The organism is Yinghuangia sp. YIM S10712 (genome assembly GCF_051388935.1).
Taxonomy (GTDB): domain Bacteria; phylum Actinomycetota; class Actinomycetes; order Streptomycetales; family Streptomycetaceae; genus Yinghuangia.
Genome location: NZ_JBPKBI010000009.1, coordinates 38,644 through 63,939, shown reverse-complemented (window position 1 = coordinate 63,939; position 25,296 = coordinate 38,644). Strand labels below are relative to the sequence as shown.

18 protein-coding genes are annotated in these 25,296 nt (G+C 72.5%); 7 read left to right on the top strand and 11 right to left on the bottom strand.

Going from position 1 to position 25,296, the window contains the following annotated elements:
• Nucleotides 1-901: 901 nt before the first annotated feature.
• The 4 genes from ACRX5W_RS19415 to ACRX5W_RS19400 form a co-directional block, all read right to left on the bottom strand.
• Nucleotides 902-2,047, bottom strand: a complete 1,146-nt coding sequence (locus ACRX5W_RS19415; protein WP_436789472.1) for an acyl-CoA dehydrogenase family protein — start codon at nucleotides 2,045-2,047, stop codon at nucleotides 902-904.
• A gap of 45 nt (nucleotides 2,048-2,092) precedes the next feature.
• Nucleotides 2,093-3,283, bottom strand: coding sequence for an acyl-CoA dehydrogenase family protein (locus ACRX5W_RS19410; RefSeq protein ID WP_436789471.1), 1,191 nt, complete (start codon nucleotides 3,281-3,283; stop codon nucleotides 2,093-2,095).
• A gap of 84 nt (nucleotides 3,284-3,367) precedes the next feature.
• Nucleotides 3,368-4,498: a hypothetical protein gene (locus ACRX5W_RS19405; protein WP_436789470.1), complete on the bottom strand. Its 1,131-nt coding sequence runs from the start codon at nucleotides 4,496-4,498 to the stop codon at nucleotides 3,368-3,370.
• Between the two features lie 37 nt (nucleotides 4,499-4,535).
• On the bottom strand, nucleotides 4,536-6,749 hold the full coding sequence (locus tag ACRX5W_RS19400) for an acyl-CoA dehydrogenase (protein ID WP_436789469.1): 2,214 nt from the start codon (nucleotides 6,747-6,749) through the stop codon (nucleotides 4,536-4,538).
• Nucleotides 6,750-6,929: 180 nt separating this feature from the next.
• Between ACRX5W_RS19400 and ACRX5W_RS19395 the strand changes: the two genes are divergently transcribed.
• The gene (locus ACRX5W_RS19395; protein WP_436789468.1) at nucleotides 6,930-7,745 is read left to right on the top strand and encodes an SDR family NAD(P)-dependent oxidoreductase; all 816 of its coding nucleotides are present in this window, start codon (nucleotides 6,930-6,932) and stop codon (nucleotides 7,743-7,745) included.
• Between the two features lie 176 nt (nucleotides 7,746-7,921).
• Here ACRX5W_RS19395 and ACRX5W_RS19390 read toward each other — a convergent pair whose 3' ends face one another.
• The gene (locus tag ACRX5W_RS19390; protein ID WP_436789467.1) at nucleotides 7,922-9,541 is read right to left on the bottom strand and encodes an MDR family MFS transporter; all 1,620 of its coding nucleotides are present in this window, start codon (nucleotides 9,539-9,541) and stop codon (nucleotides 7,922-7,924) included.
• Between the two features lie 249 nt (nucleotides 9,542-9,790).
• On the opposite strand from ACRX5W_RS19390, the gene ACRX5W_RS19385 reads away from it, so the two are divergent.
• From ACRX5W_RS19385 to ACRX5W_RS19365, 5 genes are all read left to right on the top strand, one after another.
• On the top strand, nucleotides 9,791-10,027 hold the full coding sequence (locus tag ACRX5W_RS19385) for a lipopolysaccharide assembly protein LapA domain-containing protein (protein ID WP_436789466.1): 237 nt from the start codon (nucleotides 9,791-9,793) through the stop codon (nucleotides 10,025-10,027).
• Nucleotides 10,028-10,062: 35 nt separating this feature from the next.
• Nucleotides 10,063-11,247: a hypothetical protein gene (locus tag ACRX5W_RS19380; protein WP_436789465.1), complete on the top strand. Its 1,185-nt coding sequence runs from the start codon at nucleotides 10,063-10,065 to the stop codon at nucleotides 11,245-11,247.
• Nucleotides 11,248-11,419: 172 nt separating this feature from the next.
• Nucleotides 11,420-12,205 (top strand): hypothetical protein, encoded by a 786-nt coding sequence (locus tag ACRX5W_RS19375; RefSeq protein ID WP_436789464.1) that lies wholly within the window; start codon nucleotides 11,420-11,422, stop codon nucleotides 12,203-12,205.
• Between the two features lie 130 nt (nucleotides 12,206-12,335).
• Nucleotides 12,336-13,697 (top strand): adenosylmethionine--8-amino-7-oxononanoate transaminase, encoded by a 1,362-nt coding sequence (bioA, locus tag ACRX5W_RS19370; protein ID WP_436789463.1) that lies wholly within the window; start codon nucleotides 12,336-12,338, stop codon nucleotides 13,695-13,697.
• Between the two features lie 154 nt (nucleotides 13,698-13,851).
• A complete protein-coding gene (locus ACRX5W_RS19365; protein WP_436789462.1) occupies nucleotides 13,852-14,265 on the top strand; it encodes a hypothetical protein in 414 nt (137 codons plus the stop codon).
• Between the two features lie 48 nt (nucleotides 14,266-14,313).
• Here the strand turns inward: ACRX5W_RS19365 and der are convergent, their stop codons facing one another.
• From der to cmk, 3 genes are all read right to left on the bottom strand, one after another.
• Entirely contained in the window at nucleotides 14,314-15,795 is a 1,482-nt protein-coding gene (der, locus tag ACRX5W_RS19360; protein ID WP_436789461.1) for a ribosome biogenesis GTPase Der, read from the bottom strand.
• Between the two features lie 30 nt (nucleotides 15,796-15,825).
• Nucleotides 15,826-16,518 carry a lysophospholipid acyltransferase family protein gene (locus tag ACRX5W_RS19355; protein ID WP_436789620.1) on the bottom strand — a complete coding sequence of 231 codons (693 nt, stop codon included), beginning with the start codon at nucleotides 16,516-16,518 and terminating at the stop codon, nucleotides 15,826-15,828.
• Between the two features lie 65 nt (nucleotides 16,519-16,583).
• Nucleotides 16,584-17,279 carry a (d)CMP kinase gene (gene cmk / locus ACRX5W_RS19350; protein WP_436789460.1) on the bottom strand — a complete coding sequence of 232 codons (696 nt, stop codon included), beginning with the start codon at nucleotides 17,277-17,279 and terminating at the stop codon, nucleotides 16,584-16,586.
• A gap of 305 nt (nucleotides 17,280-17,584) precedes the next feature.
• Between cmk and ACRX5W_RS19345 the strand changes: the two genes are divergently transcribed.
• The gene (locus tag ACRX5W_RS19345) at nucleotides 17,585-18,967 is read left to right on the top strand and encodes an FAD-binding oxidoreductase (RefSeq protein WP_436789459.1); all 1,383 of its coding nucleotides are present in this window, start codon (nucleotides 17,585-17,587) and stop codon (nucleotides 18,965-18,967) included.
• A 49-nt stretch (nucleotides 18,968-19,016) separates the two neighbouring features.
• Here the strand turns inward: ACRX5W_RS19345 and ACRX5W_RS19340 are convergent, their stop codons facing one another.
• The 3 genes from ACRX5W_RS19340 to ACRX5W_RS19330 all read right to left on the bottom strand — a co-directional run bounded on the left by ACRX5W_RS19340 (nucleotide 19,017) and on the right by ACRX5W_RS19330 (nucleotide 25,295).
• Nucleotides 19,017-21,707, bottom strand: a complete 2,691-nt coding sequence (locus ACRX5W_RS19340) for a helicase-associated domain-containing protein (protein WP_436789458.1) — start codon at nucleotides 21,705-21,707, stop codon at nucleotides 19,017-19,019.
• A gap of 133 nt (nucleotides 21,708-21,840) precedes the next feature.
• The gene (locus ACRX5W_RS19335) at nucleotides 21,841-22,926 is read right to left on the bottom strand and encodes a prephenate dehydrogenase (protein ID WP_436789457.1); all 1,086 of its coding nucleotides are present in this window, start codon (nucleotides 22,924-22,926) and stop codon (nucleotides 21,841-21,843) included.
• A gap of 92 nt (nucleotides 22,927-23,018) precedes the next feature.
• The gene (locus ACRX5W_RS19330) at nucleotides 23,019-25,295 is read right to left on the bottom strand and encodes a hypothetical protein (RefSeq protein ID WP_436789456.1); all 2,277 of its coding nucleotides are present in this window, start codon (nucleotides 25,293-25,295) and stop codon (nucleotides 23,019-23,021) included.
• Between the last annotated feature and the right edge of the window lies 1 nt (nucleotide 25,296).

The window sequence follows — 25,296 nt, the reverse complement described above, 5'->3', positions numbered from 1 at the left end:
GCGGACGCCGAAATTCCCTTTCCCGCGCTCAGGCGCGGTTCTCACTGCGCCGCGGCCCGACGCTGTGCGCGTCCGGGCGGGCGCCGAGTGGCCCGGGAGTTCCCGCATGCCCGTTCACCGGCCGGCATATCGGCCCGCACACTGGAAAGAAATCGACACCTACCGCGACGAAACCACGATCGTCACCGTCTACCGCCCGCGCAGCGCACCCTCGATCGGCACCTGGGTGGTGGTGGCCGGAGCCCTGCTGCTGGGCGTGATAGGCAGCGACACCGGTGCGTCCGACGGATCCGCGGCAACAGCCGCCCGTACGTCCGCATCGCCTCGCGCGACCGAACCGCCCACCGCCGTCGTCCGTGCGCCCGGCGGTCTGCCCGTGCGCGGTGAACCGCGTCCGGACGCCGCACAACTGAGTCGGCTCGCGGACGGCTCCTGGGTGGTGGTCGCCTGCCACACCGCGGGTCCGCCCGTCGTCGGGCGGACCGGGACCAGCGCGGTGTGGGTCCGCGTCGCACCGACCGAGGGGGGCGGCAGGGTTCGCACCGGACACCACGCTGTCGACCCAAGGGGACATTCGCGCGCGAGTGCCCGCCTGCTGAGAGCGTCGGGTGCGGAAGGCCGCCCGACCGGTTCGCCGGGAGCCCCTGGACTCCCGGCAAACTCCCCTCACCCACATGGTCCATGGCCGACAACGGGAGGTGAGGCCGGGCGGTGGGCGAGCCCGGACGACGACAACGCCGGTGGCTCCAGCCCGCGCGTCCGGTCGACCGGAACCTGCCGTCGACTTCGGACGCACGGGACGACGCATGCACCCGACCCCCGATAAGCCTCATCGGTCAGCCTCACGCCGCCGGACGAACGGCACGACCGCCGACGACGCGGGCTTTCCCTGGCCCCCGTCTCACACGAACTCGCCCGCCGGTGTGGCCGCGAACGCCGCGCCGATGCGGAGGGCGTGTTCGTTGGCGCCGCCGAGGGAGAACTCGATCTGCTTGGCGTGGACGAAGTAGCGGTGGACGTAGTACTCCTCGGCGATGCCCATGCCGCCGTGGACGTGCACGACGGCGTGGGCGACGCGGTGGCCGGCCTCCGCCGCCCAGAACTTCGCGGTCGAGACGGCCTCGCTCGCGTCCGTCCCCGACTCCGCCTGCCAAGCCGCCTGCCATGTCGTCAGGCGGATCGCCTCGACGTCGATGTAGCAGTCCGCGAGACGGTGGCCGACCGCCTGGAACGAGCCGATGGGACGCTTGAACTGCTCGCGTGTGCTGGTGTATTGGGCCGCCGCGCGCATGGCCTTGTCGGTGATGCCGAGTTGGAGCGCGCACAGGCCGAGCGTCGCGCGGTCGCGCAGCCACACCGCACGGGCGGTGTCGACCGTGCCGCCGAGCAGTGTGTCGTCGGCCACCACCGCGCCGTCCAGGGTGACTTCCCCGGCGATCTCCTTGGCGGTCGTGAGTTGCGGAACAACGGTGACGCCGTGGGCCGACGGGGAGACGAGGAAGACGCCCACGCCGTCGTCGGTCGCGGCAGGAACGAGCATCACGTGGGACGAAGTCGCCGCCGGGACACCGGTCTTGACACCATCGAGCCGCCAACCGCCGGCAACGCGACGGGCCTTCACCGTTGGTGTCGCGGCGTCACGTCCCAAAGGCTCGGCCAAAGCCACCGTCAGGATCTTGTCGCCGGAGACCGCGCCGGGCAGCCAGGCGGCCTTCTGGGCGTCGGTCCCGTGGGCGGCGATCGCCGCGGCTCCGACCACGATCGACGCGTACACCGGCACGGGGGCCAGGGTCCGGCCGACCTCTTCGAGAACCAAGATCTGTTCGAAGACCCCGCCTCCGGAACCTCCGTACTCCTGCGGCAGCCCGATGCCGAGGATGTCCGCCTTGGCGAGCTCCGCCCACAGTGCCCGGTCGAAGCGCGGCACGCCGTCGCTCGTGACCCCGGCTTCCAGGGCGGCCAGCGAGTCGTGCGTGACGCGTTCGCCGAGGATCGTCCTGACCAGCCCCACCAGTTCCCGCTGTTCATCGGTATACGCGAAGTCCATGTCGCAGTTCCCCTGTGCGTCGCAGTGGTTGACGGTGGGCCCGGATCAACGCGGGGGGCGCGGCATGCCGAGCCCGAGCATCGCGATCATGTCGCGCTGGATCTCGTTGGTGCCGCCACCGAAGGTGAGGATCAGCGCCGAGCGGTACATCTTCTCGATACGCCCGCGCAGCACGACGCCCGGCGCTCCCGCGCTGAGGTAGGCGCCCTCCCCGAAGCACTCCATGAGCAGCCGGTACGCCTCGGTGGCGAATTCCGTGCCGAAGATCTTGGTCGCGGAGGCGTCTGCGGGGCCGACTTTCGCGCCGTGGTCGACCGCCCACGCGATCTTCCAGTTGATGAGCTTGAGGAATTCGACCTTGGCGTGCACGCGGCCGAGGTTGAGCTGCACGTGCTCCTGGTCGATGACGCGCCGCCCGTCCGGCAGCGTGGTCTCCTCGGCCCACCTGCGTGTCTCGTGCAGGGCGAGCTGGATGCCGGCCGCCGAGCACAACGCGACGCGCTCGCGGTTGAGTTGGCCGGTCATCAGCGCCCAGCCGCCGTTGACCTCGCCGACGACGGCGGACGCGGGCACCCGCATGTCCTCGAACGTCAGTTGGCTGACCGTCTGCCCGCCGAGCGTCTTGACCTCACTCCATGACAGGCCTGGGCTGTCGGTCGACACCAGGAAGATCGTCAGCCCTTTGTGGGCCTTCGCATCGGGGTCGGTGCGCGCCGCGAGCCAGAGGTAGTCGGCGACGTGGATCAGCGAGATCCACATCTTCTGGCCGTTGACCACGAAGTCGTCGCCGTCCCGGACCGCGCGGGTGCGCAGGTTGGCCAGGTCGGTCCCCGCGTCGGGTTCGGAATAGCCGATGGAGAAGTGGAGTTCGCCGGACAGGATGCGCGGCAGGAAGAAGTCGCGCTGCTCCTTGGTGCCGTACTCCATCAGCGTCGGGCCGATGGTGTTGATGGTGAGGAACGGCACGGCGGCGCCGGCGAGCGTGGCCTCGTCGGTGAAGATGAGTTGTTCCATCATCGAACGGTCCTGGCCGCCGTATTCCTTGGGCCAGCCGATGCCCAGCCACCCGTCGCGGCCCATGGCGCGGGCGACCTTCCAGTACGCGCCGTCGCGGCCCTCCAGCGTGGTCTCGCCCGAGGCCTGCTGCTCGCGGATCTCGGGGGTCATGATCCCGGCGAAGTACGCGCGGAGTTCCCGGCGCAGTTCTTCCTGCGCGGGTGTGTAGGCGATGTGCACGGTCACCTCCCGGGCCCCCAGGGCCCCTGTGCAGAGCGGTTCGTCGTGGCGTCGTGCTCTCAAATGCCGGGCGGACGGACCGGATCAGGGCGCCACGGCCGCGAAGTCCGGGAAACCTGAGGGGTCGTGGCGGCCGAGGCAGCCGTGTTCGAACATGCCCCAGCCCTCCCGGCCGTCGCAGGTGGCGCGGGCGACGTGGTCGACGATGCCGAACCTCGCCCGTGCGGCGGCGGATTCGTCGGCGGCGAGGTCGACCACGGTGCCCTCGCTCCAGCCTCGTCCGCGCCATTGGCCGTGCGTCCACGTCGGGTCCATGCCGTAGCCGGGGCCGCAGTTGAGCGCCACACTGCCGAGCGGTTCGACCTCGACCACGACGGGTTTCCCGGCGAGGTCCTTCATGCGGATCGTGGCGCGCTTCGGGGTCCGGGTGCCGGGGGCGTACTCGATGGCGAACTCGGGCCACCCCAGTTGCTCGGGGCGGCGCCCGGACGCGGCCGGCCACACGCGCGTGGCCTGGTTGAGCGTACGCGTGCCGTCCGGTTCCTCCTGCACGATGACGACGATGGCGTGGTCCTCGAACCTCAGGGGCACGTACGCCCACCACATGCCCCCGTCGGGGTCGCGTTCGGCGGCGGCGCGTCCGCCGGGCTCCGGGTCGCCGCTCGGCCGGATGCCCCATGAGCGGTCTCGGGTGCCGAGCCACACGTCGGGGGTGACCGTGTAGTCCTGGCCCTCGACGTGCAACGTGCCTTCCCAGGTGCCGAGTTGCGCGAAGCGCTGGGCGTCGAGCACGACGCGGCCGTCGCGCAACAGCACGTGGGGCTCCTCGTCGACCGCGGGGAAACTGCCCTGCCAGGTCAGGTCCATCGCGATGCCGTGCGGCAACGCGTCGCATATCAGGCGGAGTTCGTGGAGCGGCTTGCCGACCTCGATGCGATACGCGCCGACGGCCGGGTTCAGGCGGTCGTCGGACTCGGGCTCGAAGGCGTCGGAGAAACGCACAGTCGTGTGCCGGGTGCCGCGGCCGACGGTCACGAACGCGTCCTTGACCCCGAGGTTGGGGTAAACGCCGAACCCGGTCACCACGAACACGTCGCCGGTGCGGTCGTGCGCGTTGAAGTAGTAGCGGTCGTAGAAGTTCCGGTCGCTCGCGGCCACACGTGCGATCGACAGCGGCGCCTGGTGGAGCGGGAATTCGTCGAGCGGAGCAGGCACGGGAACGTCCTTTCACACAGCGGTCGCCGGGCCCGCGTCAACCGCGGGGCAGGCCCAAAATGCGTTCGGCGACGACGTTGAGCTGGATCTCGCGGGTGCCGCCGCCCAGCAGCACGGCGGGTACGGACAAGTACGCGGTGACGAGTTCCCCCGACTCCCCTTCCGCCACGGTCCCCGTCTCGGCGAGGCGTTCGAGCCGCGCGGTCTGCACCGCCCGCAGGTGCTCGGTGACGGCGAGCTTGAGGACGCTGGACGCGGCACCGGGGTCGAGGCCGGACAACTGCTGGAGGGTGGACCGCAGGGCGAGCGCCCGCAAAGCCCAGTTCTCCGCGGCAAACACACCGATCCGTGCGGCGACCGCGGGCGACGCCGTCCGCGCGCCGTCCGCGCCGACGTCCCGCAGGAGCGCACCGAACGCCGCCATGCCCGGCCCGCCCGCGATCATCACGCGCTCGTTGGCAAGCGTGGTCCGCGTGATGGCCCAGCCGCCGTTGATCTCCCCGACCACGAACTCGTCCGGAACAAAGACGTCTTCGAGGAACACCTCGTTGAACTCCGCCTGCCCGTTGGCCTGCCGCAGCGGACGCACGTCGACACCTTCCGAGCCCATGTCGACGATGAAGTACGTGATGCCCTTGTGCTTGGGCGCCTCGTGGTCGGTGCGCGCCAGGCAGATTCCGTAATGCGCCTCGTGCGCCTTGGAGTTCCAGACCTTCTGGCCGCTGATCCGCCACCCGCCGTCGACCTTCACTGCACGCGTGCCGAGTGAGGCGAGGTCGGAGCCGGCACCGGGCTCGCTGAACAACTGACACCAGACGATGTCCCCGCGCAGCGTCGCGGGGACGAACTTCTCCCGCTGCCGGTCGGTACCGTGCGCCATGATCGTCGGAAGGGCGAACTCCCCGATGACGGTGGACGGCTGGACCAGGCCCGCGGCAGCGAACTCCTGCTGGATCACGACCTGTTGCGCGGGTGTGGCGGCGATGCCGTAGGGCCGCGGGTAGTGCGGCGAGACGTACCCGCACTCGTCGGCCAGGTAGTGCCGGCGCGCAGGCTCGTCGAGTTCCCTCGCCGTCGCGAGCCGGGCCGCCACCTCGGCGCGGAACTCGGCCACTTCCGCGCCCAGTTCGAGATCGAAGCGCCGCTCGGCGCCGCCGTCGAGGGTGGCCAGGGCACGCCGGCCCAGGAGTTCGGCCCATTCGTCGTCGGCACCGAGCAGTTGCGCGAGGTATACCCCGCGCCGCCAGTACAGGTGGATGTCGTGCTCCCACGTGAAGCCGATGCCGCCCAGCATGGTGATGCAGTCGAGGGCGGTCTCACGGGCGACCGGCAGGCACACGATCGCCGCCTCCGCCGCCGCGAGTTCGAACTGCTCCTCGGCGCCCGGCCCCGCCTCGTCCGCCGCGCGGGCGGCGTCCCACGCGGCGGCGGTGGCCACCTGGAGGCGCGTGAACAGGTTGGCGGCCTTGTGCTTGACCGCCTGGAACGACCCGACGGGACGTCCGAACTGCTCGCGTACCCTCACGTACGCGACGGCCGTCTCGAAGCACCACCGGGCGACCCCGACCGCCTCCGCGGCCCCCGACACGGCCGCGACCCGGCGCACGCGCTCGGTCGTCACACCCGCCAGGACCTGAGCGGCCGCGACCTCCAGGCCGTCGACCCGCACGCGGGCCACACCCCGCGCGAGATCCACGCCGCGCAACGCCTCGACGCCGACGCCGTCCCGGTCGCCCGCGACGACGAACCACAGCTCCGCGCCGTCTTCGTCGGTCGCCCCCAACAACAGGTACCGCGCACCGAGCGCGCCGGGTACCGGCTCGACACTTCCCGCGACTTCCCATCCGACCGGGGTCCGCCGCGCCGACAGCCCCGCGGCCACCGCGACCGCACCGGTCGCACCTTCGGCGAACGCGGGCAGCAGCGCCTTCGCCGCGTCGTCCCCCGCGTACCGCGCGAGCACCGCACTGACCGTCACCGTCGGCAGCAGCGGTCCCGGCAGCAGCCCGCGCCCGGCCTCCTCCAACGCGACCGCGAGACCGAGAAACCCCGCCCCCGCTCCCCCGTGCTCCTCGGGCAGGTGCACCGCCGGCACCCCCGAGGCCACCAGCGCCTCCCAGAACGCGGGAAGCGCCCCACCCCCCAGCGCGTCCAACTCCCGCCGGGTCGCCTCGACGGAGGCGTGACGCCGCACGAACCCGGCCACCGACTCCGCGAACGCCCGGTGTTCGGGGGTGTATCCGATGGCCACGCGTCTCCCCTATCCCCACTCCACGAACAGGAAGGACCGCCTCACCGGCCCCGGCCCCGCGACAATATCCTTGCCACGGTCAAAGGAAAAGACGGGGATGTGATTGCATCAGTCAAGCAATCCTTTCGGGTGCACGGCCGAGCCTTGTTCCTTGACGGTCCGTCAGGTAGTCCTGAGCGCATGACGCGCACCGACGACAGCGACGTTCCCGACTACAGCGCACGCCTGCGCCTCGACGGCAAAGGCGTCGTGGTCCTGGGCGCCGGACAGGGCATCGGACGCCAGGCCGCCCACGCCCTCGCGCAGGCGGGCGCCGACGTGCTCGCCGTCGACCAGGATGCGGGGCTGGCCGACGACATCGCCGACGAGGTCGGCGGCCACGCGTGGTCCGGCGACGCGACCTCGCGTGCCGACGCCGCCGCGCTGTGGACGCACGCGGAGGCGCGACTGGGCCGCGTGCACGGCGTCGTCGACATCATCGGCATGAGCCGGTACCAGGATCTGCTGTCGGTGACCGACGAGGACTGGTCCTGGCACCACGACATCGTGCTGCGCCACGCGCTGCTCGCGGTGCAGTTCGGCGGCGCGCACATGACACGGCACGGCGGCGGCACGATCACTTTCGTCGCCTCGGTGTCGGGGATGACCGGCGCCCCGATGCACGCGGCGTACGGTGCGGCCAAGGCCGGCCTGATGTCGCTCGTGCGGTCGGCCGCCGTCGAGCTGGGTCCGTCGGGCGTACGCGTCAACGCCGTCGCGCCGGGTGTCGTGTGGACGCCGCGCGTCTCGGCGTACCTCGGCGAGACCGGCCGTGTGGCGAACGCCGACAACGCACCGCTGCGTGATGTCGCCCGGCCCGCCGACATCGCCGGCCCGCTGCTGTTCCTGTCGAGCGACCTCGCCCGCTACGTCTCCGGCCAGGTCCTGACCGTCGACGGCGCGGTGGGGGTGAAGTTTCCCTATCCCCTGCCGGACATGGACGCCGCGCCGCACTGAGCCGCGGAGCGGGTCGCGGACCGGCAGTCACACGCAGAAAAACCGCGGCCCACGACCTGCCGCACGGAGAAGGCCCCGGCCCATGGGGGGAAGACGGGGCGGGGCCTCTCTTGTGCCCCGCCCTTTGTGGGTGCTGAGGAGGCATGGCGGGGCACGGCTCGGGGGGTGTCAGCCGGTCAGACGCGGCTGGGCTCCCGGGTGGCGGACACAGGGTCGGTCGACTGCCCGGCGGGCGCCGGCGAACCTGCGGCGACCTGCTTCGCGGTCTGCAACGGCTTCTCGCGGATGAACAGGACCGCGACGAGCGCCATCAGGCCGAACGGCACGGCGACGAGGAACATGTCGCCGACGGCGTGCCCGTACGAGCTTTCGACGACATCGCGCACGCCCGGCGGCAGGTGGCGGACATCCGGGATGCCGCCGCCCGCACCGCTGCCCGAGTTCAGGCCGCCCTCGGCCAGGTAGCCCGACACCCGGTGCGACATGACCGCGCCGAGGATCGACACGCCCACCGCACCGCCCAGGCTGCGGAAGAACGCGACGGTCGAGCTGGCGACACCGAGCTGGTGCACCGGTACGGAGTTCTGCACGGCGAGCACGAGGTTCTGCTGGAGCGCACCGATCCCCATGCCGAGGACGAACATGAACACGCCGAGGATCACGAAGTTGGTGTCGTAGCGCGCGGTGCTCATCAGGGCCAGGCCCGCGGTGAGCGCGAATCCGCCCATGACGAGGTAGCGCTTCCAGCGGCCGGTGGTGGTGATGCGTCGTCCGACGACGGCCGAGGTGAGCGACAGGCCGAAGATCATCGGCATGGTCAGCAGCCCGGAGACCGTCGGTGTCATGCCGCGGGCGATCTGGAAGTACTGGCTGAGGAAGACCGTCGCACCCATCATCGCGAGGCCGACGCCGACGCTGCCGATGACGGCGAGCAGGATCGTCCGGTCGCGGAACAGCCACGTCGGGATCACCGGCTCGGCGGCGCGGCCCTCGACGACGACCGCGAGGCCGAGCAGGGCCACGGCGGCGGCGACCATCGCGCCGGTCTGCCACGACATCCACGCGTACTGCTCGCCGGCCAGGGTGACCCAGATGAGGAGCACGGCGACGCCGAGGCTGATGAGCATCGCGCCCAGGTAGTCGATCTTGACGTCCGCCCGCTTGACCACGGGCAGGTCCAGCGTCTTTTGCAGGATCACCAGGGCGACGACCGCGAAGGGCACACCGACGTAGAAGCAGCCGCGCCAGCCGAGCGCCGAGTCGACGATGACGCCGCCGATGAGCGGGCCGCCGACGGTGGCGATCGCGTATGTCACGCCCAGGTAGCCGCTGTACCGGCCGCGCTCGCGGGGCGGGATCATCGCGGCCATGATGACCTGCGACAGCGCCATCAGACCGCCGACGCCGATGCCCTGGAGGACGCGGAAGCCGATGAGCATGCCGGAGCTCGTGGCGAGGCCGGCCAGCATGGATCCGCCGACGTAGACGACCAACGAGAGCTGCACGAGCAGCTTCTTGCTGAAGAGGTCGGCCAGCTTGCCCCAGATCGGCGTGGTGCAGGTCATCGCGAGCAGCGTCGCGGTCACCACCCAGGTGTATGCGGACTGCCCGCCGCCCAGGTCGCCGATGATGCGCGGCAGCGCGGTGCTGACCACGGTCGAGGACAGCACGGCCACGAACATGCCGAGCAGCAACCCGGACAGGGCCTCCATGATCTGACGGTGCGTCATCGGTGCGCCGTCGCCGGGTGTACCGGCGCGCGCCCCCGCGGTCGCGGGTGTCGCGTTGCTCGCCATGTGTGAACTCCCCTTCGAGCCCAACACAGCGGATCGCGCTGCCCCTCAGGCTCTCTCTGTACGTCGTGGGTACGTCGTGCCGCGCGTCGTTGTGGCTCGCGGTTCGTCGCGGACACCCTGTGGAGTCGGCGTCCTGGCATTAACTGTACCAGACATTAGTTGCGGAACACAACTTTACCTGCCCTTGGGATTCCGGCACGCCCGCGGCCATTCCCGGCAGGATCCGCCGACCCCGACTAGCCTGAAACCATGTCAAGTACTGGCAAAGGCGGACGAAGCGGAAACTTCTTCGCACAGTTCGACAACCGCACGTGGCTGACGATCGTGGTCGTCATCCTCAGCATCTGGTTCGTGCTGGCGAACACCGCGTCCGCGGAGATCAGGTTCTGGATCCCGACGGTCGAGGCGCCGATGTGGATCGTCCTGATCGGCACGTTCGCGGTGGGCGCCTTCACCGGCTGGCTGATCAAAGCCCGGCGCGGCTGAGAACGACCGAAGGCCTGCCGCTATCCTTCGGGTCTGTGTCCACCCAGGCCCGAGGTGTGTCTCCGCTGTCCATTTTTCGCTCCAGGCCGTCCTCGCGTACGCGCGTCGTCGCCGCCGGACTGGCCGCCGCCGTCGTCCTGACCGGATGCAGTGTGGGCAACGACAAGAAGGCGGACCCGCTGCCCGCGAAGGTGTGCGACGGCCTTCTGCCGACGAAGCAGGTCAAGGCCCTCCTGCCCAAGGGCGTCGTGACAGTGCGCGAGGACCAGAAACCGGAGCCGAAGTACCCGGTGCTCCACTGCGAAGTCTCGTCCGGGGACACGTCGTTCACCGCGTCCGCGCACCCGCTGAACATGTCCGGCAGCGACCTGGTGCAGTTGGCCGGGTCGACGACGGCGGCTTCGGCGCCGCTGCTGGGCGGCAACGCGAACGGGGTCACCCTCAACGGCATGACCGGCCCCGACGACGCCTGGGTCACCCGCGAGTGCAACCTGATCATAAACGGCAGCCCCCTCCCGGTCGGACTGCTCGTACGGGTGCGCATCCTCGACGGCGGCCAGTCCGACAACAGGGAGCAACTGGCCGGCCTGGTGGCCCGCGTGGCCGCCGGGGTCAACGAGCACGCGGACTGCGGGGTCGCGCCGCCCGACCGGCCCGCGCCCGTGCTGCCCGCCCCCGCGCCCGCGCCCGTCACCGACGCGAACGTGTGCTGGTCCGTCGACCCGCGCCTGCTCGGCCCGGCGGCCGAGGGCGCCCAACGGGCGCGCTGGAGCAGCGCGGTGACCCCGGCGTACCCGGCCGAGGGCCTCGCCCCGGGGACGAACCCAGGCGGCTACGTCCAAAAGTGCGACCTCTTCTACGACAACAGGCGGGTCTTGTCGTTCACCGCCGTCGGGGGCTATCTGGCACCGGTCGCCGAGGTCCCGGGCGAACGCGACCGGCTGACGCACCGGGTGAGCTCGCCGGTGCCCGCGAAGGACGCCGCGGCCAAGGCCGACACGGCCGTCGGGACGGTCGTCGCGGCGGTCAACGCAGAACGCGCGGAGGACGCAGGCGTGCCGGGCTGCTACACGGCCTACCGCATGTCGCGCCAGGAAGGCGCGCCGGCGGAGGTCGCGGGTGTGCCGGTCGAGACCGTCTTCCGGGCCTTCGTCGCGGGAGCGCAGACCGCACCCGGAAACTGCCCGGTCGCGCCCGACGCACCATGGCTCTTCGGCTGATCGCAGCCCGCGAACGAACCCGCTGATTTCACGTGAAATCCCCCGTACAGGCCTGGTGTTGCCCGCGCGACCACCGCTCGTACGGGTGACTTCACACCTCTCTCCATGTCACCGAACGTGACACACCGGTAACGTCCCGGCGCGATACACCGCGACGACGAGGAGTCATACCGTGTCACGCTTGCTGGACGTCAGTCCCGAGGTCCGCGCCGAGATCGGCGACGACGAGGCCATCCGCCTGGTCTCCGGGGAGACCGGGCCGCAGACCTACGCGTGTGCGTCGTGCCGGGGCGGCGGCGACACGACCGTCGAGGAGACCAGCGCGCTGCTCTACCTCGCGCAGGAGACGGCCGTGCTCGCCTTCGCGCACGCGCGGTGCATCCCCTCACAGGTCATCCCCGTGTCGGACGCCGCGGTCCAACCGCTGATCGCCGCGCAGCAGGGCGACCCGTCGAACGTGCCGGCACCGACCGTCGTTCCCGGCGGCCCGGTCCCGATCTCGATCACCGGCAGCATGATGGTTTGCGACGGCATCACCTACGCCGCACTCGTCGTCGAACCGGGTGCGGCGGTCGCGCGGCCGGGCACGCAGGGGTCCCAGGACGAGTTCCTGACGCTGCTGGGCGAGCGCGGCTTCAGTGTGGTGGCGGACCCGGACCGGATGCTGCCGCCGCTGCTCAGCGGCTGGTCGGTGGTGCTGGAAGGCGGGTTCCTCACGTCGGTGCTGTTCCCGGGCGCGGGCGGCCGGACGGAGGCGTGGTGGCAGGCGCAGGTCCCGGCCGAGGTGCCGGAGGCGTGGCTGAGCGCGGCGCGCGGCAACGGCGTCGTGCTGCTGTACGCGGCACCGGTCGGCACGATCGGCATCCACACCGGCAACGACGAGTTGGGGGCCGCGCTGCGCGAGGCGGGGCGGCGCGGACTGCTGGTGGCGGGTTCGGTGCCGCTGACGGGATCGTGACGGCCGGCGGGTCCTGACGGCAGGTGGGTGGCCACGGCGGACGGGGCCGTGGCGGCACACCCCGGGACACGACCGGGCAGCGGTCCGGGGTGGCGGGGATGTCCGCGGGGTGCCTGCTAGCGTCCCGTCGATGAACACCGCTGACCCGCATGATCGCGTTCTTGCAGGCAGTCCGGACCCCGGCGGCGCCCGGTGGTTGGACGGCGACGAGCTGGTGGCGTACGACCGGCGCCACATCTGGCACCCGTACGCCGGTGCGCTCGGCGACGCGCCGCTGTTTCCCGTTGTGTCGGCGGCGGGCGTGCGCCTGCGGCTCGCCGACGGCCGTGAGCTGGTCGACGGCATGGCGTCGTGGTGGTCGGCGATCCACGGCTACAACCACCCGTCGCTGAACGCCGCCGCGCGGCGGCAGTTGGACGCGATGGCGCATGTCATGTTCGGCGGTCTGACGCATCCGCCGGCGGTGGAGCTGGCCCGGCGCCTGGTCGATTTGACGCCGGAGCCTCTGCAACGGGTGTTCCCCGCCGACTCGGGTTCGGTCGCGGTCGAGGTCGCCCTCAAGATGGCGTTGCAGTACCAGCGGGCCCGAGGGCACGACGGCCGAACGCGCATGCTGACGGTACGCGGCGGCTACCACGGCGACACGTTCGCGGCCATGGCGGTGTGCGACCCGGAAGGCGGCATGCACAGTCTGTGGTCGGGGGCGCTGCCGGAGCAGTTGTTCGCCCCGATGCCGCCGGCGGGGTTCGAGCGCCCGGCGGACGACGCCGACACCGCGGCCTTCGCCGAATTGCTGACAAAACATCAGGACGAAGTCGCAGCAGTGGTGTTGGAGCCGATCGTGCAGGGCGCGGGCGGCATGCGCTTCTACTCGCCGGCGTATCTGCGCCGGGTACGCGAGCTGTGCGATGAGACCGGGGTGCTGCTGATCGCGGACGAGATCGCGACGGGCTTCGGGCGTACCGGTGCGATGTTCGCGTGTGAGCACGCCGGTATCTCGCCCGACATCATGTGCGTGGGCAAGGCGCTGACCGGCGGCTACCTGACGATGGCCGCGACGCTGTGCACCGACGAGATCGCCGAGACCATCAGCCGCGCGCACGGCGCGTTCATGCACGGGCCGACGTTCATGGCGAATCCCCTTGCGGCGGCGGTCGCGGTGGCGAGCATCGACCTGTTGGTCTCGGGTCCGTGGCGCGAGCGCGTCGCGGCCCTGGAGTCCGGCCTGCGGGCGGGGCTGGAGCCGGCACGTGGGTTGCCGCAGGTGGCCGATGTGCGCGTGCTCGGCGGGATCGGCGTGATCGAGTTGCACGAGCCGGTCGACATGGCGGCCGTGCAGCCGGCGTTCGTCGAACGCGGCGTGTGGATCCGGCCGTTCGGGAAGCTGGTGTACGCGATGCCGCCCTACGTCATGGGTGGTGCCGACCTCGCGACCGTCACCGGCGCGATGGTCGACGTCGTCGGCACCGTCCATCCGGCCCCGGAGGGCTGACGCCCCGCGAACGAAAATCCCAGGTCCCCTCGGGAGCGCCAGGCCTGCTGATGGATTCCTGGCGTTTTGCCCGCATCGCAACGACTGCTGCGTCGTTGGGCTTTACGTGTTCACCTTCGACGATTCTCCGCACACCGGCTCCTCGACCCGCAGCATGTCCGGATCCGGGGCCGCCGGCTCGCCCACGCCGATCTTCGACAAGCTGATGGAGGAGTGGCAGCGGATGTTCCGGGCCGTGCCCGGGGACCGCTACGGCGAGCCGTCGGGGATCCCCGGGTTCGGGTCGGACGGCTACGACGACTTCGAGGGCTACGACGGCTTCGACGGTTTCGACGGCTACGACGTGCCGCGTCCCGCGCCCATCCCGGCCTTCCGGCCCGCGGGCTTCTCCATGCCCTTCGCCGACGCGGACGACTACGGCGACCGGCAGTCGGCGGCGCAGCCGTCCACGCCGACCACCGTTCCGGGCAGCGGGGGCTCCGCCGCCCGGTCCGGCGGCCCCGGCCGGTCCGGGTTGCCGCCTCTCACCCCGGTCTCGGCGCCCCCGAGCCGCCCGCGGTCGCTCTGAGCCCGTCGCCGAGCCCGTCGCCGAACCGCGTGCCGAGTACCGGCCGGGTCACCTGCCGGGCTTGCGCGAGCGCTTCTCCCTGACCTTCATGCGGATCTCGATCGGCGTGCCCGGGAACCCGAACTCCTCGCGGAGACGGCGCTCGACGAACCGCCGGTAGCCGGCCTCCAGGAAGCCCGACGTGAACAGCACGAACCGCGGCGGCTTCGTCCCCGCCTGGGTGCCGAAGAGGATCCGGGGCTGCTTGCCGCCGCGCACCGGGTGCGGGTGGGCGGCCACGATCTGGCCGAGGAACGCGTTGAGGCGCCCGGTCGGGATCCGCTTCTCCCAGCTCTCCAGCGCGGTTTCGATCGCGGGGACGAGCTTCTCCATGTGGCGCCCGGTCTTCGCGGAGACGTTGACGCGCGGGGCCCACTGCACCTGTACGAGGTCCTGTTCGATCTCGCGTTCGAGGTAGTACCGGCGTTCCTCGTCCAGCAGGTCCCACTTGTTGTACGCGATGACGATCGCGCGGCCCGAGTCGACCGCGAGCGAGATGATGCGGGTGTCCTGCTCGGCCAGCCGCTCGCTCGCGTCGATCAGGATCACCGCGACCTCGGCCTTCTCCAGTGCGGCCGTCGTGCGCAACGACGCGTAGAAGTCCGCGCCCTGCGTCAGGTGCACGCGCCGCCGGATGCCCGCGGTGTCGACGAACTTCCAGGTCTTCCCGCCAAGCTCGATCATCTCGTCGACCGGGTCGCGGGTCGTCCCGGCGATCGGGTCGACGACCACGCGCGTCTCGCCGGCGAGCCGGTTCAGCATCGACGACTTGCCCACGTTGGGGCGGCCGAGCAGCGCGACGCGGCGCGGTCCGCCGAGGGCGGTGCCGAAGCGCTGAGCGGGCGCCTCCGGCAGCGCTTCGAGGACCGCGTCGAGCAGGTCGCCGCTGCCCCGGCCGTGCACGGCCGAGACAGGGTACGGCTGGCCGAGGCCGAGCGACCACAGCGCGGCGGCGTCGGCCTCCAGAGCCATGTTGTCGACCTTGTTGGCGGCGAGGACGACGGGCTTCCCGGCACGGCGCAGGAGCTTCACGACCGCTTCGTCGGTGTCGGTCGCACCAACGGTGGCGTCGACCACGAACAAGATCGCGTCGGCGTTGTCGATCGCGAACTCCGCCTGGAGGGCCACCGAAAGGTCGATGCCCTGGACGTCCTTCTCCCAGCCGCCGGTGTCCACGACGGTGAAGCGGCGACCGTTCCAGTCGGCGTCGTACTTGACGCGGTCGCGGGTGACCCCGGGGGTGTCCTCGACGACGGCCTGGCGGCGGCCGATGATGCGGTTGACCAGTGTGGACTTGCCGACGTTGGGGCGTCCGACGACGGCGAGGACGGGCATGTGGGCGTGTGCCTCGGCCTCCTCCTCCCCGCCGCCGAGGAGGTCGCCGCCGGCGTCGACCCATTCGTCCGGGTCGTAGTCGGCCTCCCACGCCTCGGGGTCGAAGGTCCCCGGGAACTCTTCGGCGGATGCGCCGGAACCGGCGTCGTGCTGCATGGGTGGCGTCCTTGCGTTCGGGTGTTTGCGTCAGGCGCGCGCGTCGGCGGCGGCCGGGGTCGCGGCGGGGTCCTCGCCCCGGGTGAGACTCCGGCCGGTCAGGCGCGCGGCCTCGTGGAGGTGGGCGGTCAGGCGTTCGACGATGCGCTGCGACGCTTCGGTGACGACGCGGCGCGAGCGGTTGCCCGTGTCGGGGGCGGCCAGGAACGGCTTGCCGTAGACGACGTCGATCTTCGCGCGGAAGGCGGGCATGGCGCCGGCGGACGACCCCCGGTCGCCGGTGCCCAGGCACGCCACGGGGACGATGGGCGCGCCGGAGCGCATGGCGAGGTACGCGAGGCCGTTGTGGACCTCCCCGAAGTCGCCCGCGCCGCGGGTGCCCTCGGGGAAGACGCCGAGCGCGTTGCCGGCGCGCAGGACGGTCAGCGAGTCCGTGATCATGCCGCGGTCGGCGGCGCCCCGGTTGACCGGGATGTGTCCGATGCCACGCAGCACCGGGTCCAGGACACCGGTGAACATCTCCTGCTTGACGAGGAAGTGCACCGGGCGCGGGCAGAACGCGAACAGCAGCGGGCCGTCGGCGAAGTTCGTGTGGTTGCCGGCGAGGATGACCGGCCCGCCGAGCGGCACATGGTGGGTGCCGAGCGACCGGATGCGCCAGAAGGACCGCAGCAGCGGGATGCCGATGCGGTGCGCGGCTGCCGAGAGCGGCGGCTTGGTGATGTCGGTGGGGACCGGCCAGCGGGGGCGGCGGTCGGCGTCCGCCGCCTGCCGCGCGGGTGCGAGGCTCACTGCGCGGCGCCCTCCGCGCGGGCGGCGACGAGCGCGAGCAGGTGCTCGACGACCTGGTCGCGGTCCATCTCGGTGGTGTCGACGAGGATGCCGTCGTCGGCCATGGCCAGCGGGGCGGTGGCGCGGCCGGAGTCGAGGGCGTCGCGGCGGGCCAGGTCGGCCTGCGTCGCGCTCACGGTGACCGCGGGGTCGCTGCTCTCGGCGTTGCGACGGGCGGCGCGGGCGGCCTCGCTGGCGGTCAGGTACACCTTGACCGCGGCGTCGGGTGCGACGACGGTCCCGATGTCGCGACCCTCGACGACGATGCCGCCGGAGCCTATGACGGCGCGCTGCATGGCGACCAGTCGGGTGCGGACCTCCGGGACCGCGCTGACGGCGCTGACCGCCGCGGTGACCTCCGGGCCCCGGATCGGCACGGCGACGTCGGCGGCGTCGGCGGTGATGGTCGGCGCGGCCGGGTCGGTGCCGGACACCAGCTCGGGCTTGTCGGCCGCCGCCGCGACGGCGGCGGCGTCGTGCACGTCGATGCCGTTGTGCAGCATCCACCAGGTCATCGCGCGGTACATCGCACCGGTGTCGAGGTAGCGCAGCCCGAGACGCTGGGCGACGGCGCGTGACACGCTCGACTTTCCGGAACCGGACGGACCGTCGACCGCGACCACGATCGTCGCGAGCGGCGTGCGTGTATCCACGGCCAGGGAGACCCTTCGATTCCAGGAGGTTGTTCCCCCGAGGGTACCGGGAACGGCGCGCCTCGATCATCCCCGATTCACCGGCGGTGCCTCGCCGGGCGCCGGGGACGCCGGACCGTCGGCCCCGGTTGACACCGGCCCCGGCGGCGGTCTGGTGCGCCCCTTCTTGAGACAAGTAATGTTTCGCCCCTTTCGCCTGAGATTTACCGTGGATGAAGCGGCATGTCCGCGCAGTCCCGCCCGACCGACGCGGTGCCGCGTACCGCTCGGGGAGGCTCGGGGAGCACGCGAAGGCAGGGCACACCATGACCACCCTCGGCCCGGACACCGCCAGAATCGAGAGCCTGCGCGGCGGCTTCGGCGGCAGCGTCCTGCTGCCCGGCGCCGCCGACTACGACAAGGCCCGCCGCATCTTCAACGCCGCCGTCGACAAACGTCCCGGGGTCATCGCCCAGTGCACGAGCCGCGACGACGTCGCCCGCGCGCTGGCCATGGCACGCGAGACGGGGATGGAGGTCTCGGTGCGCGGCGGCGGGCACGGCGTCGCCGGCAAGTCCCTCACGGAAGGCGGGCTGGTGATCGACCTGCGCCGCATGAACGAGGCCGTCGTCGACGCCGACGCGCTCACGATCCGGGTCGGCGGGGGCGCGACCATGGCCGATCTCGACAACGCCGCCCAGCCCCACGCACTGGCCACCACCGGAGGACGTGCGTCGACGACCGGTGTCGGCGGCTTCACCCTCGGCGGCGGATCGGGGTGGCTGGAAAGGAAGTTCGGCCTGGCGTGCGACAACCTGCTGGCCGCCGACCTGGTGACCGCCGAGGGGCGGATCGTGCGTACGGACGCCGACGACCACCCCGAGTTGTTCTGGGCGCTGCACGGCGGCGGCGGCAATTTCGGCGTCGTCACGTCCTTCACGTTCGCCTTGCACAAGCTGCCGGATTTCAGCATGGCACTGCTGTTGTGGTCGCCCGAATACGGGCCCGATGTGCTGCGCACCTACCGGGACTTCTTCGCCGGGGCGCCCGACGAGTTCGGCGGCGCGTTCCTCTTCCTCACCGGGCCGCCCGAGGAGTTCGTGCCCGCGCACCTTGTCGGCCGCCTGACCTGCGCGGCGCTGGTGACATGCGCCGGTCCGGAGGCCGTGTGCCAGGAGGCGGTGACGCCGCTGCTGGGCCTCGCCCCGGAAGGGGCGCTGATCACGGACATGCCGTACGCCGAATTCCAGCGCATGCTCGACGACCCGCCCGGGATGCGGAACTACTGGTCCGCGGAGTACTTGCAGTCGTTCCCCGACGAGGCGGTCGACGCGTTCTGCGCCCGCGCCCCCGAGATGATCGTGCCGTCCCCGTCGCTGCACGTCGTCTTCCCGCAGGGCGGCATGCTCGCGGGCGGCCCGCAGGAGTTCCCGGTGCCGTGGCGCAACATGCCGTACGCCGTCCACCCGTTCGGCGTGTGGGAGGACCCCGCCGACGACGCGCGCGGCGCGCAGTGGGCGCACGACGTCTGCGCCGACGTGCGGCCCTGGGCGACGGAGACGGTGTACCTCAACTTCATCGGCGACGAGGGACACGCCCGCGTGGTCGACTCGTTCGGCCCCGGCAACTACGGGCGCCTGGCCGCGGTGAAGGCGGAGTACGACCCGGACAACGTCTTCCACCTCAACCAGAACATCCGGCCGGCCTGACCGGGCCCTCGGATGCCGGTGCCGCAACCACGTCGCGTACCAGGGATGTTCACTCGGTTGCGGGCAGCACGAGCCACAGCGTTTCGAGGCGGAACGGCAGCAGCGCGGGCCGTCCGTTGGGCGGGCGCATGTACAGGCTGTCGCCGGCCATCGCCAGGTGCGCGACCGTGCTGACCAGCGGCTCGCCGTTGTACGCCGTCGCCGCGACCCGCACGGCGCTTCCCCGGTCGAGCGCGTCGGCGAGGACCAGGCAGTCCTCGGGGCCGAGGAGCGGCGCCGCCTCGTGCAGGCGGGCCGCCTTCGCGGTGAGCGGCGGAGGCGGCCGGGTCGCGCGGGTGAGGAGGCCGACGGCCCACGCGTGCCAGTCCTGCGACGCGTCGTCGAGCGCCGGCAGCGCGGTCCACGCGTCGGGCCGTTCCGGCGGGCCGGCACGAAATTCGGCGGGCCGTTCCGGCGGGCCGGCACGAAATTCGGCGGGCCGTTCCACGACGGCGCTGCCCGTCTCGGTCTCGGCCGCGGGGGCGTACCCGGCTCCGCGCAGGCGGTCGACGACCCGGTCCAGTGGTTCGGCCGACAGCAGCACCGTCGGCGCGACGCGTCGCCAGCGCAGCCCCGACAGCTCCCGGCGGTACAGGAGTTCGGTGATCAGCTCGGCGTCCTCGGCGTAGACCACGCTCGCGGCGGACGCGGCCCGGACCAGCCCGTGGCGTCGTCCGACGGCGCGGATCAACTCCTCCAGGGGCTGAGGGAGTTCGCCGGTCGCCACATCGGCGAGATCGGTGAGCAGGGCGTCGGCGGTACCGCCCGCGTCCAGGTGGCGGCGTACGGAATCCTCGGTGAACCGCCATACGCGGTCGGTACCTTCGGCATCCGCACAGCCGCCGAGCAGCCGGGCGAGACCGACGGTCGGCGTACCGGGGACGACGGCCGTCAGGTCCGCACGCAGTCGGGCGCGGTGGGCCGCCGGCGGCAGCAACTCCTCGGCCGCCGCGAGCAGGTGCTCGGCGTCGTTCCGCCCGGCGACCCCGACGCCGAGCGCGGTGAGCGCACCGTGCGCGACCAATCCGAGGGCCGCCGCCTCGTGCAGGGTGGCCTCGACGAACGCGAGGGCGTCGAAGCGGCCCTGGTACGCGTGCACGATCTCGTCGGCGGCACCGCGGCATTCCGCGCACCGGCACGGCCCGGTCGGCGGAGAACCGGCGTCGTGTGCGTGGGCCGTGCCCTCCGTACGGTCGAGCCGGCGGGTCGTGCCGGGCGCGGCGCTCGTCGCGGCGGCCTCGACCTCGACCTCCTCGACCAGTTCCGCGAGCCCTTGTCGAAAGGGCGTCGGGCAGATCCACGCGACACAGCGGGCGAGCGACGCGACATCGGCGACCGCGCGGCCCCCGGCCTCGGCACCGAGCGTGCGCAGCAGCGCGCCGCGCGCGACCAGGGCGAGACCGCCGTGCACCGGGGTCCCGGACAGCGGCGCGGGCCGCGGCGTCCCGGGCGTCACCGTGGTCCCGGCGGCGTCGAGGGTGGGGGTCTCGGGCATCGCGAGCCAGCCGTGCACGAGGGCCAGCAGCCGCGCGGCGGGCTCGCCGTCGAGCCACGCGTCGTACACGCGCGTGGGCAGTACCCGGCCGCACTCGGCGTCGACCAGCAGCAGCCCGGCCGCTTCGGCGATGTGCAGCCACAGCCGCACCGCTTCGTCGTCGCATCCGAGTTCGCGGGCGAGGCGGTGTACCTCGCTGTTTCCCGTGCCGGGCGTCACGGGCAAGGGCCGAACGGCGCACGCGTGCAGCAGCCGGGACACCAGGTCGAGGGCGCGCGCCGCCGACGCCGCCGACTCGCAGGCCACGGCGGCACGGTCGACCGGCACTGTGGCCACGCGCGGCGGCCGCGCTTCGAACGGCACGCGGTAGTCGTCGCCGCGCAGTGCCAGCGCGACTTCGCGCGGCATCATCTCCCAGCCGTCGCCGACCGGCAGCAGCAGGCCGCGGCGGCGGAGCCTGACGTGCGCGTCCGTGTCGGCCGGCCCGTTCGCGCGCGCGCCGAAACAGCCCCGACCGGCGGCCGGGACGCGGCGGACTCCGGTGTGGGTGAGTTCGTCGAGGAGCGCCCGTGCGGGGGCGTCGAGCCGCGCCGCGACACGGCGTACGACCTCGGGGTTTGTGAGGAGCCGCGCCGCGAGGACCGCGTTGTCGTCCTTGCGTCCGGCTGGTATGCCACCCAACTCCCGGACGATCACCTGTAGTTCCTCGTGTCGCCGGGCCAGCAGCAGGCCGTGCGCCGGGGCACCGAGCCCCAGCGGCAGGGGAAACACCGACGCGGCGCCCGGGTGCAGGCGGATCCGGCCGTCCTCGGGCCAGGCGAGCACCCGTCCGGCCAAGGCGTCGAGCAACGGCCCCATGTCGCGGGGTTGTTCGACCAGCCCGGTGAGCGTGCCGGGGTCGACCACGACCACGGGGTCGTCGTCGAGTCGCGGTCCGGCCTCACGGCCGAGCCGGGCCGCGCCGCCCGGCGGCCCCTCCTCGGCCACCGCCCACAGCGCCTCCAGCAGTTGGAATTCGCCGCGGCTGAGGAACGAGCAGCCCAGCAGCGCGGTTTCGCAGTCGGCGAGGCACACCGCCACGTGGCGCAGGGTGGTGGGCCGGGGCTCGTCCGGGACGGTGGGCGTGGTGGTGACGATGCGCGCGAGATCGGGCGCGGAGAGCGAGGCGAGGTACACCGCGAGCGAGTCGGTGGTGGACAGCGTCACGGGTCCAGAGTGCCAGAAGGGCGGCGGCCGAGGGACGGTCTCTCAAGGTGGCGCAACACTGGCGAAGTGCCGGAGAGGCGAACAGGCGAGCGAAAGACCGCGGCAGTCGAGGAGCGAACTCGCACTACCCACATCACCGTTGGACGTTCCACCCCTTGCGCCGCAGGTCGAGCACCAGCCCGTCGGCGGCCGCCGGGTCGACCATCAGCTCGATGAGGCCCGTCGCGCGGCCGGGCGAGTGGTCGATGGTGATGTCCTCGATGTTGACCCCGGACGCGCCGACGTCCCCGAACAGGCGTGCCAGCTCGCCCGGTTGGTCTCCGACCACGACCGGCACCGGCTCGTAGCGCGCGGCGGGAGCGCCGTGCTTGCCGGGGATCCGCGCCTGCCCGGCGTTGCCCCGGCGCAGGATTCCGGTGATCCCGTCGGTCCCCGTCCGTCGCTTCGCGTCGTCCTCGGCGGCCAACGCCCGCAGCGCGGCCACGGTTTCGCTCAGGTCGTCGGCGAATCCGGACAGCACGTCGGCCACGGCCGTCGCGTTCGCGCCCAGGATCTCCACCCAAAGCCCGGGGTCGGAGCCCGCGATGCGCGTGACGTCGCGCACCCCCTGGCCGGCCAGCCGGGTCGCGGTGTCGGCGGCCTCTTCGAGGCGGGCTGCCATCAGCGCGGACACGAGGTGCGGTGCGTGGGACACCAGCGCGACCGCGTGATCGTGCGCGCGCGGCTCCATGACGACCGGCACGGCACGGCACAGCGCGACCATCTCCAGCGCGCGGTTGAGCGTCTCGGTGTCGGTGTTCGTCGCCGGCGTCAGCACCCAGGGACGTCCGTCGAAGAGATCCGCGCGCGCGGCCAGCGGGCCGGAGCGCTCGCGGCCGGCGAGCGGGTGGCCGCCGATGTAGCGGGAGACATCGCAGCCGAGCGCCTGGATGTCGCGCAGCGGCTGCTCCTTGACGCTGGCGACGTCGGTGTAGCTGTGCGCCAGGTCGCTGCGCTGGCATTCCCTGAGCGTGGCGCCGATGCGCGCGGGCGGCACCGCGAGCACGGCGAGGTCGACAGGCTCGGGCGGCGTCTCGGCCAGCCCCGCGCCCAGCGCCGCGGCGGTGCGGACCGCGGTCGCGTCGGTGTCCCGCAGATAGACGGTCGTCCCCCGGGCAGCGAGCGCCAGGGCCACGGAGGTCCCGATCAGTCCGGTGCCGACGACGGCGGCGGTGCGCATGGCGAGACTCCGTTGCAGGTGGGGGAGGGACCGGGCGCCCGGTGTGTGCCCAGGCTATCCGGCGCTCCGCCCAGCGTAGCCGGGGTACCGCGTCAGGGACCTCCGGTCCACGGCGGGTTGAGCTCCGCCCAGCGGCGGCCGAGCTCCCGGTGGTACGCGGGTTCCCACGACGAGCGGCGCAGGACGTCGTCCAGCACGGGGTACGGCGGCAGCTTGCGTCGCTCGCTCATGAGCTCCCGGGCCAGGATCCGCAGCAGCCCCGCCGGGTCCTTCTCCAGCGACAGCACGACCCGGACCAGCCGCTCGAACAGGCGCCGCAGCACGGGCGGCGCGACGTCGGCCCCGAGGAGCCGGTCGCCGTACCGCACGGGGTGGAGCAGCATGTGGCGCACGGCCTCGCGCTCGCGGTGCGACCATTTCGGAGCGTCGTCGAGGCGGCGGGGCAGGTGTTCGGCGATGTACGGGAGCAGCCGTACATCGGCGAGCTCCAAGGCGACGGCGAGTGCCACGACGTCTTCGACGAACGCCACCGCGCGGTCCGCGCCTCCGGTGGCGATCTGGTCGGTGGCGAATTCGAGGGCGTCGATGTCCTCGTCGTACACCCCGCGCTGCTTCCACGCTTCCCGGTCCGCCGGTCCGGCACTGGGCGGCGGCTCCTCGGGCCGTTCCGGCAGTGCGGCGGCGCTGCGGGGGAACGCCTCGGGTTCGGTGAGGGCCGGGGCCGGTCGCTCGTCCAAGGCCGCGGGTGGGAGCGGCGCGGGCGGCTCGACGGTCGCCGGGTCGGCATCGGCACGGGCCGGGATCGGCACGGGCCGAGGTGTGCCGGCCGAGGGTGCGCGTCCGATCTCCTGCCCGGAAGGCTGCGACGGCGCGCGGGACACGGGCTGTTCGGCGGCGGACCGGACGGCGTCTGCGCGGTCCGGGGCCGGCTCGGGTCGGGATCCGCTCGCCGGGGGCGGTATGCGCCCGGCGCCTTGCGCGGGAGGTTCCGACGGCGGTGTCGGCGCGGAACCCGTGGCGGGCGGAGCGGGCGATGCCGCGCCTGCGGAACCGGCTGCCTCCGCCGACACCCGCTTCGGTATGCGCGGGCCCGGACGCGGGCCCCGGCCGGGTGTCCGTCGCGGCAAGGGCTGCGCGGCACCCGCGGCAAGCCCGGCACCGGCACCGGCACCGGCTTCGGGTGGCGAGGGGGAGTCCGTCCGCGCGGGCGTCCCGAGCGCCGAACCTGCCGGCTCCCCCGGTGCTTCGCCTGCGCCGGGCCCGGCATCCGGGCCGTTCGGTACCTGCGGTTCCTCCGGGTCGACCCGGGCGTCCGCGCGCGACGCGGCGGCGTCCGCCTCCCGCTCGGCGGCGAACCGCGAATCGTACGGGGCGGACGCCCGGGTCAGCGCCTCGTCCGACTCCCCCGGCACGACCTCCGGCGTCTCCAGACGCGGCTGCGCTCCGACCACGAACACCTCGGCCGCGCCGAACCGTTCGCGTATCTCGACGGCCCGGTCGTAGGGCGGTATGCGTCGCAGTTCCTGGAGCCCCCGCAAGAGCGGGTACATCGTGTCCCAGTCGTCGGCGACGTACCGCGCGACCATGCGTTCCGCGGCGTCGCGGAACACGTCGGTGCGGGCCTCGGTGTCCGGGTCGACGCGGTGCCGCCCGCTCGGCAGTTGCGACGGCCAGCGGGGGACGACGACGAAGCGCGGACGGTGCGTCTCGTCGTCGGTCTCATAGGTCGAGAAGGTCAGCGGCCCCGGCAGCGGCACCGTGACGAGGTCGAACAGCCCCCACAGCAGCGCGACCGCATCGCCGCCGCAGTCGGCAAGCCGCACGGAGAAACTTGCGGTCGGGCGGCGCAGTACGGCCGCGAGCAGAAAGGTGAGGGCGTCCGCCTGCCGACGCGCCGCGTCCCGCAGCGCGAACGCGCGGGCCGTGAGCGCGTCGTCGAGGATCGCGCGGGGCACGCGGTCGAGCCTGCGGCCGACGGGTATCTCGCCGAGTTGCGGCTGTCCGTGCCGCCACTCCCAGCCGTCGAGGGCGAGCACGACGTGCGGGGTCAGTTCCGCGCGGGAGCCGAGCAGCACGTGGGCGTGATTGGCGAGCCTGCCGCACTCGAACTCCGTCGGGGCGCGGTGCACCGCGGCGGCGAAGGAGTCGACGTGCAGCAACGACGTACTCGCGGACGGTGCTCCGTCGCCGCCGAACTCCGCGGTCACCGCCTCCGCGAGATCCGGCGTGATCCGGGCGAGTTCCGCGATCGACAGCGAAGTCGCCGCCGGGCCGAGGCCCTTGTGTCCGAACAGGTCTTGGTGCTGCCACCGGTACACGATCTGGTGCAGTCCCTGACGGCCTGTCGCCGCGCGGGTGGTGCCCTCCATG

Excerpts from the sequence above, each read along its gene's own strand:
- der (WP_436789461.1), bottom strand. The coding sequence starts at position 15,795 with ATGCAGCACGACGCCGGTTCCGGCGCATCCGCCGAAGAGTTCCCGGGG.
- ACRX5W_RS19330 (WP_436789456.1), bottom strand. The coding sequence starts at position 25,295 with ATGGAGGGCACCACCCGCGCGGCGACAGGCCGTCAGGGACTGCACCAG.
- ACRX5W_RS19335 (WP_436789457.1), bottom strand. The coding sequence starts at position 22,926 with ATGCGCACCGCCGCCGTCGTCGGCACCGGACTGATCGGGACCTCCGTG.
- ACRX5W_RS19415 (WP_436789472.1), bottom strand. The coding sequence starts at position 2,047 with ATGGACTTCGCGTATACCGATGAACAGCGGGAACTGGTGGGGCTGGTC.
- ACRX5W_RS19395 (WP_436789468.1), top strand. The coding sequence starts at position 6,930 with ATGACGCGCACCGACGACAGCGACGTTCCCGACTACAGCGCACGCCTG.
- ACRX5W_RS19345 (WP_436789459.1), top strand. The coding sequence starts at position 17,585 with ATGACCACCCTCGGCCCGGACACCGCCAGAATCGAGAGCCTGCGCGGC.
- bioA (WP_436789463.1), top strand. The coding sequence starts at position 12,336 with ATGAACACCGCTGACCCGCATGATCGCGTTCTTGCAGGCAGTCCGGAC.
- ACRX5W_RS19390 (WP_436789467.1), bottom strand. The coding sequence starts at position 9,541 with ATGGCGAGCAACGCGACACCCGCGACCGCGGGGGCGCGCGCCGGTACA.
- ACRX5W_RS19365 (WP_436789462.1), top strand. The coding sequence starts at position 13,852 with ATGTCCGGATCCGGGGCCGCCGGCTCGCCCACGCCGATCTTCGACAAG.
- ACRX5W_RS19385 (WP_436789466.1), top strand. The coding sequence starts at position 9,791 with ATGTCAAGTACTGGCAAAGGCGGACGAAGCGGAAACTTCTTCGCACAG.